The organism is Bacillus sp. JJ783 (assembly GCF_036963225.1).
GTDB lineage: Bacteria > Bacillota > Bacilli > Bacillales > Bacillaceae_G > Bacillus_A > Bacillus_A cereus_U.
The window spans coordinates 1-15803 of sequence record NZ_JBALMG010000041.1; the positions used below are offsets into that span (position 1 = coordinate 1).

Consider the following 15803-nt stretch of genomic DNA (forward strand, 5'->3'; position numbering starts at 1 on the left):
GGTGTGTATAAATATTTAGTGAAAAAGAAAAGGGTTTCAAAGAAAAAATTCTCTGTTTAAAGAGAATTTTTTTCTTTTCATAGAGATAATATATTTTTTGATTTTGTTCTGTTCTATTCTTGTCCAATTCCACATATTTTGTACTAGTAGTTATAGGGGGGACCGGGATGAAGAGAACATTAATTGGACTGATAGCATTTCTAATTATAATGTTTCCAGTACGTATATATGCTGAAGAGTGGAGTGAACTAACTGGATTGCTAGATGACTCTTTGCAGTTAGTGAAGAAAAAAGAAGATGATAAGGCAATACAAGTACTGCACCATTTCTCAGAGCAGTTTCTATCAAAGGAAAATGAAAATAATTCAAAAGTAACTCCGGGACAAATTAGAGTCGTTTCTTTAGCATACGATAAGGCGAAACAATCTCTCGCGGAAGATTTAGATAGGCAAGTTAAAGTTGATAATATGTTAGCGTTACAACTTGCTGTTGATGCACAAGTATCTAAATATCAGCCACTTTGGATGGAAAGAGAAAGAAAGATAATGAATGCTTTTTCTCAAGTAGAAAAAGCGATGGAAAAAGACGATGATGGACAGTTCCAACAGACGCTAAATACACTTTTAAATGAATTTAATATTATTTATCCTAGTTTAATGATTGCCCTACCAGAAAACGAAGCACAGCGTGTAAATGCACATTTATCTTATTTGGATGAATTTCGTAACGTTATGTTAAAAACGAAAGGTGGACAAATGCAACTAGGGATTATTAAAGGTGATTTGCAAAAAATATTTCATACAGTAAAAAAAGATGAGATTGCTCCCTCTCTCATTTGGTTTATGACAATTACTGGAGGACTTATTTTGTTCACTTTAACGTATGTTGGATGGAGAAAGTATAAAGGGGAGAGAGAGAAGCGGAGAAGTAACTTGCATTCTAAAGATAGATAATGCGTATAAATAAAGATACGGATTGTAAGGTTTATTTATTGACAACGGTGGAAGAAAAAAATAGAATGAGAAGTACTATAATTAAAACTTCAATGGAGGTTTATGATGTTTTATTTAATTTACTTCGCGATCATTTTGATCATACCGTTGTATGCACAGTCCAAAGTACGTAGTGCCTATAGCAAGTATTCACAAGTTTATTCAACATCAGGTATGACAGGAGCGGAAGTGGCTCGGAAAATTTTAGATGAAAATGGATTGTACAATGTAGCTGTAGAAGAAACGCCAGGTCATTTGTCAGATCATTATGACCCGCGTGTAAAGACGGTTAGATTATCGACAGATAACTACTATGGTCATTCAGTTGCTGGTACAGCTGTAGCAGCACATGAAGTAGGACACGCAATTCAAGATGCGAAAGATTATAACTTCATGCGTGTACGCCATTCGTTAGTGCCAGTTGCTAATTTTGGTTCAAACATGTCATGGGTTTTTGTCCTAATTGGTGTATTTGCACAAATGTCTGGTTTGTTGTTACTAGGAATTATTTTAATGGCAGCAGGTGTTATTTTCCAACTTGTTACATTACCAGTTGAGTTTGATGCATCAAAACGTGCAATGCAACAAATTGAAGCACTTGGTATCGTATCGACAGATGAGTACGGTCAAGCTCGTAAAGTATTAAATGCGGCAGCATTAACATATGTAGCAGCAGCTGCTGTAGCAGTATTTGAATTATTACGTCTCGTATTAATTTATACTGGTATGCAGCGTAGCGACGATTAAAGACTATCAATTATGATAGTCTTTTTTTGTTTTGTGGATTGAATCTTATAATATGTTACAAATGGAAATAATAGAGAGAATATGGGGTATAGAACTAATTAAAATAAAGATAAGTATGGAATGATGAAAGAAGGTGACAGACATAGAATATCCAGATCATTTAGTTAAACAAGTGAGGGAGCGAAGTGCTACATACCAATTAGAAGGTTTTTTAAGTGGACAGGGCCCTAGAAATCCGAAATTAATGCTTGTTGGAGAAGCACCTGGTGAAACAGAAATTCATAATGGGATTCCGTTTAGCGGGAGAGCAGGAAAGCATTTAATGGAGTTTTTAGAACGTATTCACGTTACAAGGGAAGAAGTATATATTACGAGTGCGGTGCGGAGTAGACCTTATAAATGGAGAGAGAAAAGGGAACGAAATGGCGAAATAATACAGAAAAGGTATAATAGAACGCCAAATCAAGGAGAAATACTTGCCCATGCACCTTTGTTAGATTATGAGTTGGAACTTATACAGCCGCCTGTTATTGTTACACTTGGTAATATTGCATTACAGCGTTTAGTTGGTAAAAATAATAAAATTACGGATGTTCATGGCGAATTGTTAAAGCAACCTGTGCAACAATTGAAAGATAGTAGCGGTACAGAATTTATATGGACTGAAAAAGAATATAATATATTTCCTACTTTTCATCCAGCTTCAATTTTTTATAATCGTAGTTTATTGGAGCTCATTTATGAGGATTTGGAGAAACTGAAAAGATATGTAATAAAAAACTAGAAAAGCTAAAGAGCTTTTCTAGTTGAATTTAATTATGTAACGGATTTTTATTTTCATCTAATGTAAATCCTTCGCCAACAACATCGTGTACATCACTTACAGCGACAAAGGCGTGAGGGTCTACAGAAGTAATGATATTTTTTAATTTCACGATTTCGTTTTTTGCAACAACACAATATAGTACATTTCGTTCAACTTTTGTATAGGATCCAACTGCTTTTAAAAAGGTTGCTCCGCGCTCCATTTCTGATAAAATTTTTGAAGCAATTTCATCATTTTTATCAGAAATAATAGTTGCTCCTTTTGCTGAATAAGCTCCTTCTTGCATAAAATCAATAACCTTAGCCCCGATAAATACAGCAACTAACGTATACATGCCTTCACGATATGATAAATATGTAAGAATAGAGACAATGATAACGATGGCATCAAACATAAACATCGTTTTTCCCATACTCCAGCCAACATATTTGTGAGCTAGTCTTGCGATAATATCAACACCGCCAGTAGTCCCGCCGTATTTAAATATAATTCCAAGTCCTATACCGATAAATGCCCCAGCGAATAAAGCAGCCAGTGTCATATCATTTTGCAAGTTTAAATGTAAGTTGAGTACTTCGTAGCGTTGGAAAATCCATAGGAATAAAGAGACGCTAAATGTACCGATTAATGTATATAAAAATGTTGTTCGGCCGAGTAACTTCCAGCCAATAAAAAATATAGGGATATTTAAAATTAAGTTTGTATAGGAAGGGTCAAGCGAAAATAGAAAATATAATAATAGTGTAATACCGGTAAACCCACCCTCTGCAAGATGGTTTTCAATATTGATATTTACAATGCCGAAAGAAAAAATAGCGGAACCGATTAAAATGAAAATGATATTTCGAATCTTCAAGTTTGCTTTCATATAGAAATCCCCCTAGTTATGTAATGATTGGAATTGCTCCGCTTAAACGGTAAGACATAATAATAAGTTATTTCTAGTTGCTAGTAAAAATAGAGAATAGTATAAGGGCCTAATTAGTTCAGGCTGACCTTTTGCAAAAATCACGCAAAAGAAGTTTCACTTTACCCCGCTCAAACGGCTGGTAGGAGATAAAGCAGAGAAGACAGAGCAAACTAGCCGTAAGAGCCCGATTGGTTCAGGCTAATCTTTTGCAGAAAAACATTGCAAAAGAAGTTTCACTTTACCCCGTCCCAACGGCTGGTAGAGGGAAAAGCAAAGAAGAAAAGGGCGAACCAGCCGTAGGGACCCGATTGGTTCAACTAATCTTTTGCAGAAAAACATTGCAAAAGAAAGTTTCACTTTATTATAGTCTATCCAAAAAAGAGTCGTAAATAGGGATATGAGAGAATAATATTTGTCAAATCGCGATGAATTGGCTAACATGAAAGAGGAAGGAATAGAGGTGACTAGTATGGAAGCAAAAACGATGAAAGATATGCAGAAGGAAGTAGATGCATATATCGGTCAATTTAAAGAAGGTTATTTTAGTCCACTTGCAATGATGGCCCGTTTAACTGAAGAAATGGGAGAGCTTGCAAGAGAGGTTAACCATTACTATGGTGAGAAGCCGAAGAAAACGACTGAGATAGAACGAAGTATTGAGGAAGAGCTTGGAGATGTGTTATTTGTTATGATTTGTATGGCAAATAGTTTAAATATTGATTTAGAAACAGCGCATAACATTGTAATGAATAAATTTAATACACGTGATAAAGATCGCTGGACACGTATTGATGAGGGAGAGAAAGAAGCATGAAAGAAATTAAAGTAATCATCGCTGGACCAAGAGGACGTATGGGACAGGAAGCAGTCCTTTTAATGGAAAGAACAGAACATTTCAATTTAGTAGCAGCAATTGATTATAAGCATGGCGGAGAGAAAATCGCTGATTTACCTGGAATGCCAGCGCTAGATGCACCTATTTATGCGGATTTACATACTTGTTTAGATGAAGTAGAAGCAGATGTATTGTTAGATTTAACAACACCAGAAGTTGGAAAGAAACATGTGACACTTGCAGTTGAACGTGGACTTCGATCTGTTATTGGTACAACTGGATTTACTGAAGAAGAACTAAAGCAATTAACAGAAAATGCAAAAGAAAAAGAAGTAGGAACAATTATCGCTCCAAACTTTGCAATTGGTGCAGTTCTTATGATGAAATTTTCACAAATGGCAGCAAAGTACTTCCAAGATGTTGAAGTAATTGAATTACACCATGATCAAAAATTAGACGCACCATCTGGTACAGCTGTAAAAACAGTAGAATTAATCCGTCAAAATCGTGTACCAAAAGAGCAAGGACACCCTAATGAAACGGAACAATTAGAAGGAGCACGTGGTGCAAATGTGGATGGTATTCACATTCATAGCGTACGTCTACCAGGGCTTATTGCACACCAAGAAGTAATGTTCGGCGGAGATGGACAAATGTTAACAGTTCGTCATGATTCATTCAACCGTGCATCATTTATGTCAGGTGTAAAACTATCAATTGAAACAGTAATGAACCTTGATCATCTTGTGTATGGTTTAGAAAACATTATCGACTAAAGGGGAGACAACGGATGAAAATTGCCTTAATCGCACATGACAAAAAGAAAGATGATATGGTTTCGTTCGCGTACGCATATAAACCAATCTTTGAAAAACATGAACTTTTTGCAACAGGAACGACAGGACTTCGTATTATGGAGGCAACTGGTTTAGTTGTAACAAGATATCAATCTGGTCCTCTTGGTGGCGATCAAGAAATTGGTGCAATGATTGCAAAAAATGAGATGGATATGGTGATTTTTTTCCGGGACCCACTAACAGCGCAGCCGCATGAACCTGATGTCAATGCGTTACTTCGTTTATGTGATGTATACGCCATCCCACTAGCAACGAATATGGCAAGTGCTGAAATGCTAATGCATGCATTAGAGCGGGGAGATTTAGATTACCGAAAGTTAAGAAAATGAGGGGAACAATTATGAGTGGATTACATATATTAGCGTTTGGTGCTCATGCCGATGATGTGGAAATTGGCATGGCAGGTACCATTGCAAAGTATACGAAGCAAGGCTATGAAATAGGCATTTGCGATTTAACAGAAGCTGATCTTTCTTCAAATGGAACGGTAGAACTGAGAAAAGAAGAAGCAAAGGCTGCAGCTCGTATTATGGGAGTAAAAACGAGAATTAATTTAGCGATGCCAGACCGTGGTTTGTATATGAAAGAAGAGTATATACGTGAAATTGTAAAGATTATTCGTACATATAAACCAACACTAATTTTCGCACCATATTACGAAGATCGTCATCCAGACCATGCTAATTGCGCGAAACTTGTGGAAGAAGCTATCTTTTCAGCGGGAATTCGTAAATATATGCCTGAACTTCCGCCGCACCGTGTAGAGTCTTTTTATAATTATATAATTAATGGTTTTCATAAACCGAATTTTTGTATAGATATTAGTGAATACCTTTCTAAAAAGGTGGAAGCGTTAGAAGCGTATGAAAGTCAGTTTTCAACAGGGAGTGATGGTGTTAAGACGCCATTAACCGAAGGATACGTTGAAACTGTAATCGCTCGGGAGAAGATGTTTGGGAAAGAAGTTGGAGTGCTGTATGCCGAAGGATTTATGAGTAAGAAGCCGGTTTTATTACATGCTGATTTAATAGGGGGATGTAAATGAAATTGAAAATAGGTATTACATGTTATCCTTCTGTAGGTGGTTCTGGGGTTGTTGGGACAGAGTTAGGAAAGCAATTGGCGGAACGCGGACATGAAATTCATTTTATTACATCGGGTGTACCATTTCGGTTGAATAAAGTGTACCCGAACATTTATTTTCACGAAGTAACAGTAAATCAATATTCTGTTTTTCAATATCCACCTTACGATTTAGCATTAGCGAGTAAAATGGCAGAGGTTGCTCAAAGAGAAAACCTTGATATTTTACATGTGCATTATGCAATCCCTCATGCTATTTGTGCATATTTAGCAAAACAAATGATTGGGGAGCGTATTAAAATTGTTACAACCTTACATGGAACTGATATTACTGTGTTAGGTTCCGACCCTTCGTTAAATAATTTAATTCGCTTTGGTATTGAACAATCTGATGTTGTTACAGCTGTGTCACATTCGTTAATTGAAGAAACGAATGAACTTGTAAAACCAGATAAAGAAATTGAGACGGTATACAATTTTGTAGACGAACGTGTTTATTTCAAGCGTGATATGTCTCAATTAAAAAAAGAATATGGTATACGAGAAAATGAAAAAGTGTTGATCCATATTTCAAATTTCCGAAAGGTTAAGCGTGTACAAGATGTTGTGCAGTCATTTGCCAAAATTGTAAAGGAAGTAGATGCGAAATTGCTTCTTGTTGGTGATGGACCAGAGTTCTGTACTATTTTACAATTGGTGAAAAGTTTACATATTGAGGAACGTGTCTTATTCCTAGGAAAGCAAGATAATGTTGCAGAGCTTCTTGCGATGAGTGATTTAATGCTACTTTTATCAGAAAAGGAAAGTTTTGGTCTCGTTATATTAGAAGCGATGGCGTGTGGTGTGCCTAGTATCGGAACGAGGGTTGGGGGCATTCCAGAGGTCATTCAACATGGTGAGACAGGATATATATGTGAAGTTGGAGATACAGATGGAATAGCTAAGCAAGCAATTCAACTACTAGAAAATGAAGAACTTCACCGTAATATGGGAGAGCGAGCGATGAAATCTGTATATGAGCAGTTTCGTTCGGAAAAAATCGTTTCACAGTATGAGGCGATTTATTATGACATACTAAGGGATGACAAGAATGGAAAGATTTAAAAAAGCTAGTTCAATTATTGAGATATTAAAACAGCACGGACATGAGGCTTACTTCGTTGGTGGAAGTGTACGCGATCTTATTATCGATAGACCGATTGGAGATATCGATATCGCAACATCTGCTTTACCAGAAGAAGTAATGGCTATTTTCCCAAGACATGTTCCGGTTGGTCTTGAGCATGGAACTGTAATTGTTGTAGAAAATGGTGAACCGTATGAGGTAACTACTTTTCGAACAGAAAGCGAATATGAAGATTTTCGGAGACCTAGTAGTGTTCAATTTGTCCGTTCATTAGAAGAGGATTTAAAACGACGTGATTTCACGATGAATGCAATTGCAATGACAGAGGAAGGCGAAATGGTTGATTTATTTGCTGGGAAAGAAGCGATTCGTCTGAAGGAAATTACAACGGTTGGAGATGCTGCAGACCGTTTTCAAGAAGATGCACTGCGAATGATGCGTGGTATTCGGTTCGTAAGTACGTTAGGTTTCTCTTTGGAAATAAAGACGAAACAAGCAATTGAAACGTATGGGCATTTGCTCGAACATATAGCGATTGAAAGAATTACAGTTGAATTTGAAAAATTGTTGACCGGTACATATTGTGTGAATGGTCTTCAAGAGTTAGTAGAAACGAAGCTATTTTCTCATCTGCCATATTTGCAAATGTCAGAAGAAAGACTCTTGAAAGCTACGCAGTATAAATGGGATTCTTTCGAAACAGACGTTGAGGCGTGGGCATTTTTCTTATATTGTATCGGAGAAGAGCATCCATCTGTCTTTTTACGTCAATGGAAGTTCTCGAATAAAAAGATTAAAGATATCGTAGCGGTTTTATTAGCAATTCGTTCTAGAAAGGAGAAGGAGTGGGATACAATCCTTCTTTATAAAACTGGAATTCGCATCGCTGAGATGGCGGAAAGAGTATATGAAGCGATAATAGAAAGTTATAATAGTGCGTCTGTTAAGCAAGTACAATCATTATTTCATGCATTGCCGATAAAAAATCGTCAAGAAATGAATGTGACTGGTAATGATTTATTAAGCTGGGCAGATAAAAAGCCAGGTCCGTGGGTTGCCGAAATGCTTCAAAATATTGAAGAAGCAATCGTACAAGGAGATTTAGTTAATAAGAAAGAGAATATAAGGGAGTGGCTACAAAGATGCAATCTACTATAAGAAAGCAGTTATTACAAGTTTTTTCTGAAGCAGATGGTGCATTTGTATCTGGTCAAACACTTAGTGACAAACTTGGCTGTTCGAGAACCGCTGTATGGAAGCATATGGAGGACCTTCGTAATGAAGGGTATGAACTAGAAGCTGTACGCCGCTTAGGGTATCGAATTGCTAGTAAACCAGATAAAGTAACTGCTAATGAGATTCAATTAGGATTACAAACAGAGCGTATCGGTAGAACGGTTTATTTTGAAGAATCGGTTGAATCTACTCAGCATATTGCAGCGAGACTTGCTTATGAAGGCGCAGAAGAGGGAACAATTGTCGTTGCTGAAGAACAAACAGCAGGTAGAGGACGTTTAAGTAGAAAATGGTATTCTCCAAAAGGAACAGGAATTTGGATGAGTATTATTTTGCGTCCATCTATTCCAGTTCATCATGCACCACAGCTTACTTTATTAGCAGCTGTTAGCGTAGCGCAAGCAATTGAAAAATGTACCGGTGTAAACGTAGGGATTAAATGGCCAAATGATATTTTAATTCAAGGTAAAAAAGCTGTCGGTATATTAACAGAGATGCAAGCTGATCCAGATAAAATTAATGCTGTTATTATGGGGATTGGCATTAATGCAAATCAGAAACAAGAACATTTTGATGAGGAAATTCAGCAAATTGCAACTTCATTAGCAATTGAATCGGATAAGCCGATTGTTCGTGCGGAACTTATGCAACAAATTTTCTTGCAACTAGAGAAATTGTATGAAGAGTATTTAAAAAATGGCTTCTCTGTTATTAAAATTCTTTGGGAAAGTTACGCAGTAAGTATCGGAAAAGAAATTACAGCTCGAACGATGAAGGAAACTATTAATGGGCTAGCAAAAGGGATTACGGAGGATGGTGTATTGTTACTTGAGGATCATCAAGGACAAGTGCACCACATTCATTCTGCTGATATAGAAATTAAGTAAAAGAAGTTCCTATTTTGGAGCTTCTTTTTGTTATTTAGATACTAATAAATTTCACATACCGTAATAGGGATAGAAAATTATTTTTTCGAAAAAATGTAGCAATTCCTTTTCAGATTTTGCTATAATTAGTTCGAATATGGGCAGTATCAAAGCGAACTGCACCATTATTTCACGCAGTATGAAAAAATAATAATTTGGATTCTGCCTTGATCCAATAACGGACTGGGACAGAGGGATGAATAATGCCGACTAACACACAACCCTTCTGCCCTTTTATGGCCAGAGGGGTTTTTTATATGATTTCGGCCATCTCCTCTCTCCTGCATAAAGGAGGAGTAGTTTTTGAAAACAAAAACAGATTTTTTGAAAATGAAAGAGCAAGGTGAGCCGATTACAATGCTAACGGCGTATGATTATCCATCTGCTAAATTAGCAGAAGAAGCTAAAGTCGATATGATTTTAGTGGGTGATTCTCTAGGAATGGTTGTACTTGGGTATGATTCAACAGTTCCAGTAACTGTAGAGGATATGATTCATCATACGAAAGCTGTACGCCGCGGAGCGAAAGAGACGTTTATTGTAACTGATATGCCATTTATGTCTTATCATGTCTCATTGCAAGATACGATGGTTAATGCACGTCGCATTGTTCAAGAGAGCGGGGCACATGCATTAAAGGTAGAAGGTGCTGGAGAAGTTATATCAACTATTCACTACTTAACGAATGCGGGAATTCCCGTTGTGGCGCATTTAGGTTTAACTCCTCAATCTGTAGGAGTGTTAGGTGGGTATAAAGTACAAGGGAAAGATGCTGAAAGTGCAAAAAAATTAATAGAAGATGCAAAGAAATGTGAGGAAGCTGGTGCGATAGCACTTGTGTTAGAGTGTGTGCCAATGCAATTAGCAGAACTTATTTCAGAGCAGTTAACAATTCCTACAATCGGAATTGGAGCAGGACAAAAAGTAGATGGGCAAGTTCTTGTATATCATGATCTTATCTCGTACGGCGTAAATCGTGTTCCGAAATTTGTGAAGCAATATACGTCTGTTCAAGAGGAGATTGTGCGAGGGATTTCGCAATACGTTACTGAAGTAAAGACAGGGCAATTTCCTGAAGAAAAACATTCATTCACAATGAAAGAGGAAGAATGCTTAGCGTTATACGGAGGAAAACAATAATGAAAATCATAACTACAGTGCAAGAGATGCAGCAAATTACAAACGAACTTCGTACAAGTGGAAAAAGTATCGGTTTTGTTCCAACGATGGGGTATTTACACGAAGGGCATGCTACGTTACTACGTAAGGCAAGGGAAAAAAATGAAATTGTAGTGTTAAGTGTATTTGTAAATCCACTACAATTTGGACCAAATGAAGATTTAGATCGATACCCACGTGATATTGATAGAGATGAAAATGTAGCAAAAGAAAATGGTGTTGATTATTTATTTTATCCGAGTGTAGAAGAGATGTATCCAGCAGAACAAACGACAACAGTAGAAGTTGTGAAGCGTACCGACGTACTATGTGGTAAACAAAGACCTGGTCATTTCGCTGGTGTTGGGACTGTATTAATGAAACTATTTAATATTACATTGCCAACGCGTGCTTATTTCGGTATGAAAGATGCACAGCAAGTAGCTGTAATTGAAGGATTCGTAACTGATTTTAATATTCCCGTTACGATCGTACCAGTTGATATTGTAAGGGAAGAAGATGGATTAGCGAAAAGTTCTCGTAATGTGTATTTATCACTAGAAGAACGCGAAGAGGCTCCTCATTTATACCGCAGTCTATGTATAGCGAAAGAACGAATTGAGGCAGGCGAACGTAATCCAGAAATCATTATGAATCTTGTGAAAGAGCATATTGAGAAGTATACGAAAGGCACTGTAGATTATGCTGATTTATATGCATATCCTTCATTAAAAGCAATAGATAAAATTGAAGGAAGAATCATTTTAGCGATTGCAGTTAAGTTTGAACATGTACGATTAATTGACAATATAACATTAATGGGGAAATAAGGGGGAGCATCTATGTTTCGCACAATGATGAGAGCGAAGTTACATCGCGCAACTGTAACAGAAGCAAATTTAAATTATGTAGGTAGTATTACAATTGATGAAGATTTAATGGATGCGGTAAATATTGTAGAAAATGAAAAAGTACAAATTGTAAATAACAACAATGGAGCTCGCTTAGAGACATATGTTATTAAAGGAGAGCGCGGTAGCGGTGTTGTGTGTTTAAATGGTGCAGCTGCAAGACTTGTACAACCGGGTGATAAAATTATTATTATTTGCTATGGTTTAGTGGCAGAAGAAAATATTCATAAACAAGAGCCGAAAATTGCAGTATTAGACGATGATAATCAAATTATTGAAATGTTAGGTGCTGAAAAAGCTGGCACGATATTATAAGTAGGAAGGCTATCTCTAATTAAGGAGATAGCTTTTTTGTGCATCTTTTCATTAAGATGAGGTAAAACGTGGTATAGTAACATTATATAATTTTTGTGTTTGATAGGTAAGAAATTGAGGTGTTACATATATGAGTAAGCGTTATGTCGTTGTTGATTTAGAGACGACAGGGAACTCCTGGAAGGATGGGAAGGATAAAATCACCCAAATTGCAGCTGTTGTAGTGGAAGATGGAGAGATATTAGAGATTTTTTCATCTTTTATTAATCCGAAGAGAGAGATTCCCCTATTTATTACAGAATTAACTGGGATTGATGAAGATCTTGTAAAACAAGCCCCGTTATTTCGAGATGTAGCCCCGATGATTGTTGAGCTATTACAAGGTGCGGCGTTTGTTGCACATAACGTTCACTTTGATTGGAATTTTTTAAATGAAGAATTAAGGCAGGCTGGATATACAGAAGTACATTGTCCTAAAATTGATACAGTTGAATTGGCGCAAATTCTTTTGCCGACAGCTGATAGTTATAAATTACGTGATTTAGCTAAGCAGCATGAACTAGAGCACGATCAACCACATCGTGCGGATAGTGATGCTCTTGCAACAGCGGAGTTGTTTTTACAATTTTTAAGTGAAATTGAAAAGTTACCACTTGTCACATTACAATCGCTTTATGAATTAAGTGATGTTTTCCAAAGTGATATAGCTGATGTACTTTCTGAAAATATTTTAAAGAAAATGATGCATGGTAAAGAAAGGGCAGAGGAGTATGAAGTGTATCGAAATATTGCGATTCGAAAGCGGAATTATTCTTTAGGCCTCAGTGAAACATGCGCATCTAAATTTGATGCTTTCTTACATAAGGCAATGGATAAACTTGAATTGAATATGCCAAGGTTTGAAAAAAGAGAAAGCCAACAAATTATGATGAAGGAAATATATACAGCGCTAAGAGATTCTAGGTTTTCACTGATCGAAGCAGGAACAGGTACGGGGAAGACGCTTGCGTATTTACTTCCAAGTATTTATTTCGCAAAGAAAAAAGAAGAACCTGTCATTATAAGTACACAAACTGTACAATTGCAACAACAAATACTAGAAAAAGAAATTCCATTATTACAGAAAATAATGCCATTTTCATTTGAAGTGGCTCTTCTGAAAGGAAGAAAGCATTATCTTTGTCTACATAAATTTGAATATGCTTTGCAAGAAGAAGAGAAAAATTATGATATGGCGCTCACAAAGGCAAAAATTTTAGTATGGTTATTGCAAACGGAAACCGGCGATCGTGATGAATTAAATATTCCTGAGGGCGGAAAGTTACTTTGGAACCGTATTTGTAGTGATGCATATAGTCCAGGCGGGATGCAAAGTAACTGGTTTAGTCGTTGTTTTTATCAGCGAGCGAAGAATAAAGCATTGTTTGCAGATATTGTTATTACAAATCATGCGTTATTATTTCAAGATTTTTCAAGTGAAGAACCACTGTTTGCTTCATGTGAACATATTATTTTTGATGAAGCTCATCATATCGAGGAAGCGGCGAGTAGAACATTCGGTGAACAGTTCTCATGTATGTATTTTCAATTAGCTTTATCTCGTCTTGGTACGCTAGAAACAGATGATGTGCTTTCCAAAGTATATAAAATGATGAAAAAATCAGAGCAAGCTTCTCGTTCGACTTTCCGTATGGTGAGTCATAGTTTGAAGGAACTTAAATTTGATGCAGATGAACTATTCCAAATGTTACGTGCTTTCATATTTAAACAAACAAAGCAGGAACAAGGGATGAGCAATATGCCGCTCATTTATCGATATAACACGGAAGTAGAGACAGGTAAGTTATGGGATAGCATTACCGAGTTAACAAATCGTTTTGTATATGATGTAAGAAAATTAGTGACTACACTTGAGAAGCAAGTTGATATATTGCAAAGTAAATTAGAATGGGAGATGCATGTTGTTACAGGTGAATTTATGCACTTAATTGAGTTGTTGAGAAAGATGGTACAATCTTTACAATTACTCATTTTAGAAAAAAATTCATACGTGACATGGATGGAGACTGAAACGAAGGGAACGATTCATTCAACAGTTTTATATGCGCAGCCTGTTCATATTAGTGAAAGATTTGCTGATGAATTTTTAACAGAAAAAAAGAGTGTTATTTTCACATCAGCAACGTTAACAGTTAGTGATTCATTCGACTATATAAAAGAGGAGCTAGGTTTGCATGATTTTGCGCCCAATACATTAAAGGTTCCATCACCATTTCGTTTTGAAGAACAAATGAAATTAATGGTTTCAACTGATGTGCCTTTTATCAAGCAAGCAAGTAATGAGGAATATATTGAATCTGTATCGGCACATATTGCGAAAATAGCGAAAGCTACAAAAGGTAGAATGCTTGTTTTATTTACTTCGTATGAAATGTTGAAAGAAGCGTATACGAATTTGAAAAGTGATGATTCATTAGAAGGATATTTATTATTAACACAAAGTGTGAATAATAAGAGCCGAAGTCGCCTCATTCGTAAATTTCAAGAGTTCGACAAATCGATTTTGTTAGGAACAAGTAGTTTTTGGGAAGGGATAGATATACCTGGAGATGCTCTGAGTTGCCTTGTCATTGTCCGTCTGCCCTTTACGCCTCCTAATCAGCCGATGATGGAAGCAAAAGGAGAGTGGCTAAAAAATCAAGGAGAAGACGTATTCGCTAAGTTAGCGCTCCCGCAAGCGATATTACGTTTCAAACAAGGATTTGGTCGTCTTATTAGAACAAATACAGATACGGGAACGGTATTTGTACTAGATCGCCGTTTGACAAGTTCTTCCTATGGAAAACGTTTTTTACAATCAATCCCAACCGTCCCGCTCTATGAAGGACCTTTAGAAGAATTGTTAGAGCAATTAAAGGAACGACCAAATAAATAAAATTGGAAGAAAAATACGCCTGAAGTACACTTAAACTTCAGGCGTAAAAAATGTGGGTAGGAGGAATTTTATTTTTCTTACTTCTTGTATACAAAATATATTGCTTTTCGATTTGAAACCTTTTTTTGCTGTACATGTCCTGCTATAATAGATGGGTGATGAAGCAGGGGTTGTAAAGAATGTACTCTTATTGTAACCGCATTGCGTTCTTCTATAATTAGAAATTTTTGTGTAACGGAGGAGTTTTTTCATGGATAAGAAAATCGAAGTCCTATCAACGACGCGTATTAAATATTCGTCTGACTTGTATAAAATTGTTGATAGCTTGAATCGTACGTTAAAAGAGCAGGACCTCATGTTCGGATTAGCATTAGACGAAAAAGATAAAGAAATAGCTGTATTTACGATTTACAGAACGTAGTGATACAATGAAAAAGTGGATCTTTGCAATCATTATCGTTATCGTTGCTAGCGGAATATATGGGGCGTATGTTTATAATAAAGCGATGGAAAAGAAAATTCCAAAAGAGTCAAAGTCTGTAGAAATTGCGAAAGAAAAGGCAAAGCTTACAAAGGTAAATGCTGTTGATTATTATAACGGAAAATCTTCATATACAGTCGTGCAAGGTGCAGATGAAAAAGGAGAACAAATTATTGTTTGGGTGCCTGATAAAAAAGGAAATGTCCTTGTGAAGAAAAAGAGTGAAGGTATTTCTGAAAAAGAAGCTTTGCAAAAATTGGCTGAACAGGCGACTGGAGAAGGTGCTGAACCTAAGCCGAAGCCAAAACAAATTGTAAAAGTAAAATTAGGTGCTGAAAACGATATTCCGTTGTGGGAAATTACATATATTGATCAGGAAGATCGTTATACGTATTATTATCTAGAAGTTCAAAATGGTGCATATGCTGGACACTACAGCATTGAAAAATAGATGTAGGGGGAACT

General features: G+C 36.4%; 17 protein-coding genes. 16 read left to right on the forward strand and 1 reads right to left on the reverse strand.

Annotated features, from left to right (window positions below; genetic code table 11):
- Positions 1 to 167: 167 nt before the first annotated feature.
- The 3 genes from ypjB to V7038_RS09195 all read left to right on the forward strand — a co-directional run bounded on the left by ypjB (position 168) and on the right by V7038_RS09195 (position 2523).
- On the forward strand, positions 168 to 953 hold the full coding sequence (gene ypjB, locus V7038_RS09185) for a sporulation protein YpjB (protein ID WP_002158579.1): 786 nt from the start codon (positions 168 to 170) through the stop codon (positions 951 to 953).
- 105 nt (positions 954 to 1058) lie between these two features.
- Positions 1059 to 1739: a zinc metallopeptidase gene (locus V7038_RS09190; protein ID WP_002086606.1), complete on the forward strand. Its 681-nt coding sequence runs from the start codon at positions 1059 to 1061 to the stop codon at positions 1737 to 1739.
- Between the two features lie 133 nt (positions 1740 to 1872).
- Complete coding sequence (locus tag V7038_RS09195; protein WP_002201128.1) at positions 1873 to 2523, forward strand: uracil-DNA glycosylase; 651 nt, start codon at positions 1873 to 1875, stop codon at positions 2521 to 2523.
- 28 nt (positions 2524 to 2551) lie between these two features.
- On the opposite strand, the gene V7038_RS09200 is transcribed toward V7038_RS09195, so the two are convergent.
- Positions 2552 to 3433 carry a YitT family protein gene (locus V7038_RS09200; protein ID WP_199660018.1) on the reverse strand — a complete coding sequence of 294 codons (882 nt, stop codon included), beginning with the start codon at positions 3431 to 3433 and terminating at the stop codon, positions 2552 to 2554.
- A 511-nt stretch (positions 3434 to 3944) separates the two neighbouring features.
- Between V7038_RS09200 and V7038_RS09205 the strand changes: the two genes are divergently transcribed.
- The 13 genes from V7038_RS09205 to V7038_RS09265 all read left to right on the forward strand — a co-directional run bounded on the left by V7038_RS09205 (position 3945) and on the right by V7038_RS09265 (position 15789).
- Entirely contained in the window at positions 3945 to 4289 is a 345-nt protein-coding gene (locus V7038_RS09205; protein ID WP_002158575.1) for a nucleotide pyrophosphohydrolase, read from the forward strand.
- Positions 4286 to 5086: a dihydrodipicolinate reductase gene (gene dapB, locus V7038_RS09210; RefSeq protein WP_002158574.1), complete on the forward strand. Its 801-nt coding sequence runs from the start codon at positions 4286 to 4288 to the stop codon at positions 5084 to 5086. Before V7038_RS09205 ends, dapB begins: the two co-directional genes overlap by 4 nt.
- Positions 5087 to 5100: 14 nt before the next feature.
- The gene (gene mgsA / locus V7038_RS09215) at positions 5101 to 5496 is read left to right on the forward strand and encodes a methylglyoxal synthase (RefSeq protein WP_000684753.1); all 396 of its coding nucleotides are present in this window, start codon (positions 5101 to 5103) and stop codon (positions 5494 to 5496) included.
- 11 nt (positions 5497 to 5507) lie between these two features.
- Positions 5508 to 6212 (forward strand): bacillithiol biosynthesis deacetylase BshB1, encoded by a 705-nt coding sequence (bshB1, locus tag V7038_RS09220; RefSeq protein ID WP_199660020.1) that lies wholly within the window; start codon positions 5508 to 5510, stop codon positions 6210 to 6212.
- The gene (bshA, locus tag V7038_RS09225) at positions 6209 to 7354 is read left to right on the forward strand and encodes an N-acetyl-alpha-D-glucosaminyl L-malate synthase BshA (RefSeq protein WP_002086596.1); all 1146 of its coding nucleotides are present in this window, start codon (positions 6209 to 6211) and stop codon (positions 7352 to 7354) included. Before bshB1 ends, bshA begins: the two co-directional genes overlap by 4 nt.
- Positions 7341 to 8534, forward strand: coding sequence for a CCA tRNA nucleotidyltransferase (locus V7038_RS09230; protein ID WP_002202602.1), 1194 nt, complete (start codon positions 7341 to 7343; stop codon positions 8532 to 8534). Before bshA ends, V7038_RS09230 begins: the two co-directional genes overlap by 14 nt.
- A complete protein-coding gene (locus tag V7038_RS09235) occupies positions 8519 to 9499 on the forward strand; it encodes a biotin--[acetyl-CoA-carboxylase] ligase (RefSeq protein WP_002201125.1) in 981 nt (326 codons plus the stop codon). The genes V7038_RS09230 and V7038_RS09235 overlap by 16 nt, the downstream gene beginning before the upstream one ends.
- A 342-nt stretch (positions 9500 to 9841) precedes the next feature.
- Positions 9842 to 10678 carry a 3-methyl-2-oxobutanoate hydroxymethyltransferase gene (gene panB, locus V7038_RS09240; protein WP_002064539.1) on the forward strand — a complete coding sequence of 279 codons (837 nt, stop codon included), beginning with the start codon at positions 9842 to 9844 and terminating at the stop codon, positions 10676 to 10678.
- Positions 10678 to 11526 (forward strand): pantoate--beta-alanine ligase, encoded by an 849-nt coding sequence (panC, locus tag V7038_RS09245; protein ID WP_335469932.1) that lies wholly within the window; start codon positions 10678 to 10680, stop codon positions 11524 to 11526. Before panB ends, panC begins: the two co-directional genes overlap by 1 nt.
- Positions 11527 to 11538: 12 nt before the next feature.
- Positions 11539 to 11922: an aspartate 1-decarboxylase gene (gene panD / locus V7038_RS09250; RefSeq protein ID WP_002201122.1), complete on the forward strand. Its 384-nt coding sequence runs from the start codon at positions 11539 to 11541 to the stop codon at positions 11920 to 11922.
- A gap of 130 nt (positions 11923 to 12052) precedes the next feature.
- Positions 12053 to 14857, forward strand: coding sequence for an ATP-dependent DNA helicase DinG (dinG, locus tag V7038_RS09255; protein WP_199660024.1), 2805 nt, complete (start codon positions 12053 to 12055; stop codon positions 14855 to 14857).
- Positions 14858 to 15107: 250 nt separating this feature from the next.
- A complete protein-coding gene (locus V7038_RS09260; RefSeq protein ID WP_000358351.1) occupies positions 15108 to 15278 on the forward strand; it encodes a YpmA family protein in 171 nt (56 codons plus the stop codon).
- A gap of 7 nt (positions 15279 to 15285) precedes the next feature.
- Positions 15286 to 15789 (forward strand): cell wall elongation regulator TseB-like domain-containing protein, encoded by a 504-nt coding sequence (locus V7038_RS09265; RefSeq protein ID WP_002158566.1) that lies wholly within the window; start codon positions 15286 to 15288, stop codon positions 15787 to 15789.
- The last annotated feature ends 14 nt before the right edge of the window (positions 15790 to 15803 follow it).

What these genes read in the sequence shown, in the direction of transcription:
- V7038_RS09235 (WP_002201125.1), top strand. Translation starts at nt 8,519, where the DNA reads ATGCAATCTACTATAAGAAAGCAGTTATTACAAGTTTTTTCTGAAGCA.
- panC (WP_335469932.1), top strand. Translation starts at nt 10,678, where the DNA reads ATGAAAATCATAACTACAGTGCAAGAGATGCAGCAAATTACAAACGAA.
- V7038_RS09200 (WP_199660018.1), bottom strand. Translation starts at nt 3,433, where the DNA reads ATGAAAGCAAACTTGAAGATTCGAAATATCATTTTCATTTTAATCGGT.
- bshA (WP_002086596.1), top strand. Translation starts at nt 6,209, where the DNA reads ATGAAATTGAAAATAGGTATTACATGTTATCCTTCTGTAGGTGGTTCT.
- mgsA (WP_000684753.1), top strand. Translation starts at nt 5,101, where the DNA reads ATGAAAATTGCCTTAATCGCACATGACAAAAAGAAAGATGATATGGTT.
- V7038_RS09260 (WP_000358351.1), top strand. Translation starts at nt 15,108, where the DNA reads ATGGATAAGAAAATCGAAGTCCTATCAACGACGCGTATTAAATATTCG.
- V7038_RS09265 (WP_002158566.1), top strand. Translation starts at nt 15,286, where the DNA reads ATGAAAAAGTGGATCTTTGCAATCATTATCGTTATCGTTGCTAGCGGA.
- ypjB (WP_002158579.1), top strand. Translation starts at nt 168, where the DNA reads ATGAAGAGAACATTAATTGGACTGATAGCATTTCTAATTATAATGTTT.
- V7038_RS09230 (WP_002202602.1), top strand. Translation starts at nt 7,341, where the DNA reads ATGGAAAGATTTAAAAAAGCTAGTTCAATTATTGAGATATTAAAACAG.
- V7038_RS09205 (WP_002158575.1), top strand. Translation starts at nt 3,945, where the DNA reads ATGGAAGCAAAAACGATGAAAGATATGCAGAAGGAAGTAGATGCATAT.
- dinG (WP_199660024.1), top strand. Translation starts at nt 12,053, where the DNA reads ATGAGTAAGCGTTATGTCGTTGTTGATTTAGAGACGACAGGGAACTCC.
- dapB (WP_002158574.1), top strand. Translation starts at nt 4,286, where the DNA reads ATGAAAGAAATTAAAGTAATCATCGCTGGACCAAGAGGACGTATGGGA.
- V7038_RS09190 (WP_002086606.1), top strand. Translation starts at nt 1,059, where the DNA reads ATGTTTTATTTAATTTACTTCGCGATCATTTTGATCATACCGTTGTAT.
- panD (WP_002201122.1), top strand. Translation starts at nt 11,539, where the DNA reads ATGTTTCGCACAATGATGAGAGCGAAGTTACATCGCGCAACTGTAACA.
- bshB1 (WP_199660020.1), top strand. Translation starts at nt 5,508, where the DNA reads ATGAGTGGATTACATATATTAGCGTTTGGTGCTCATGCCGATGATGTG.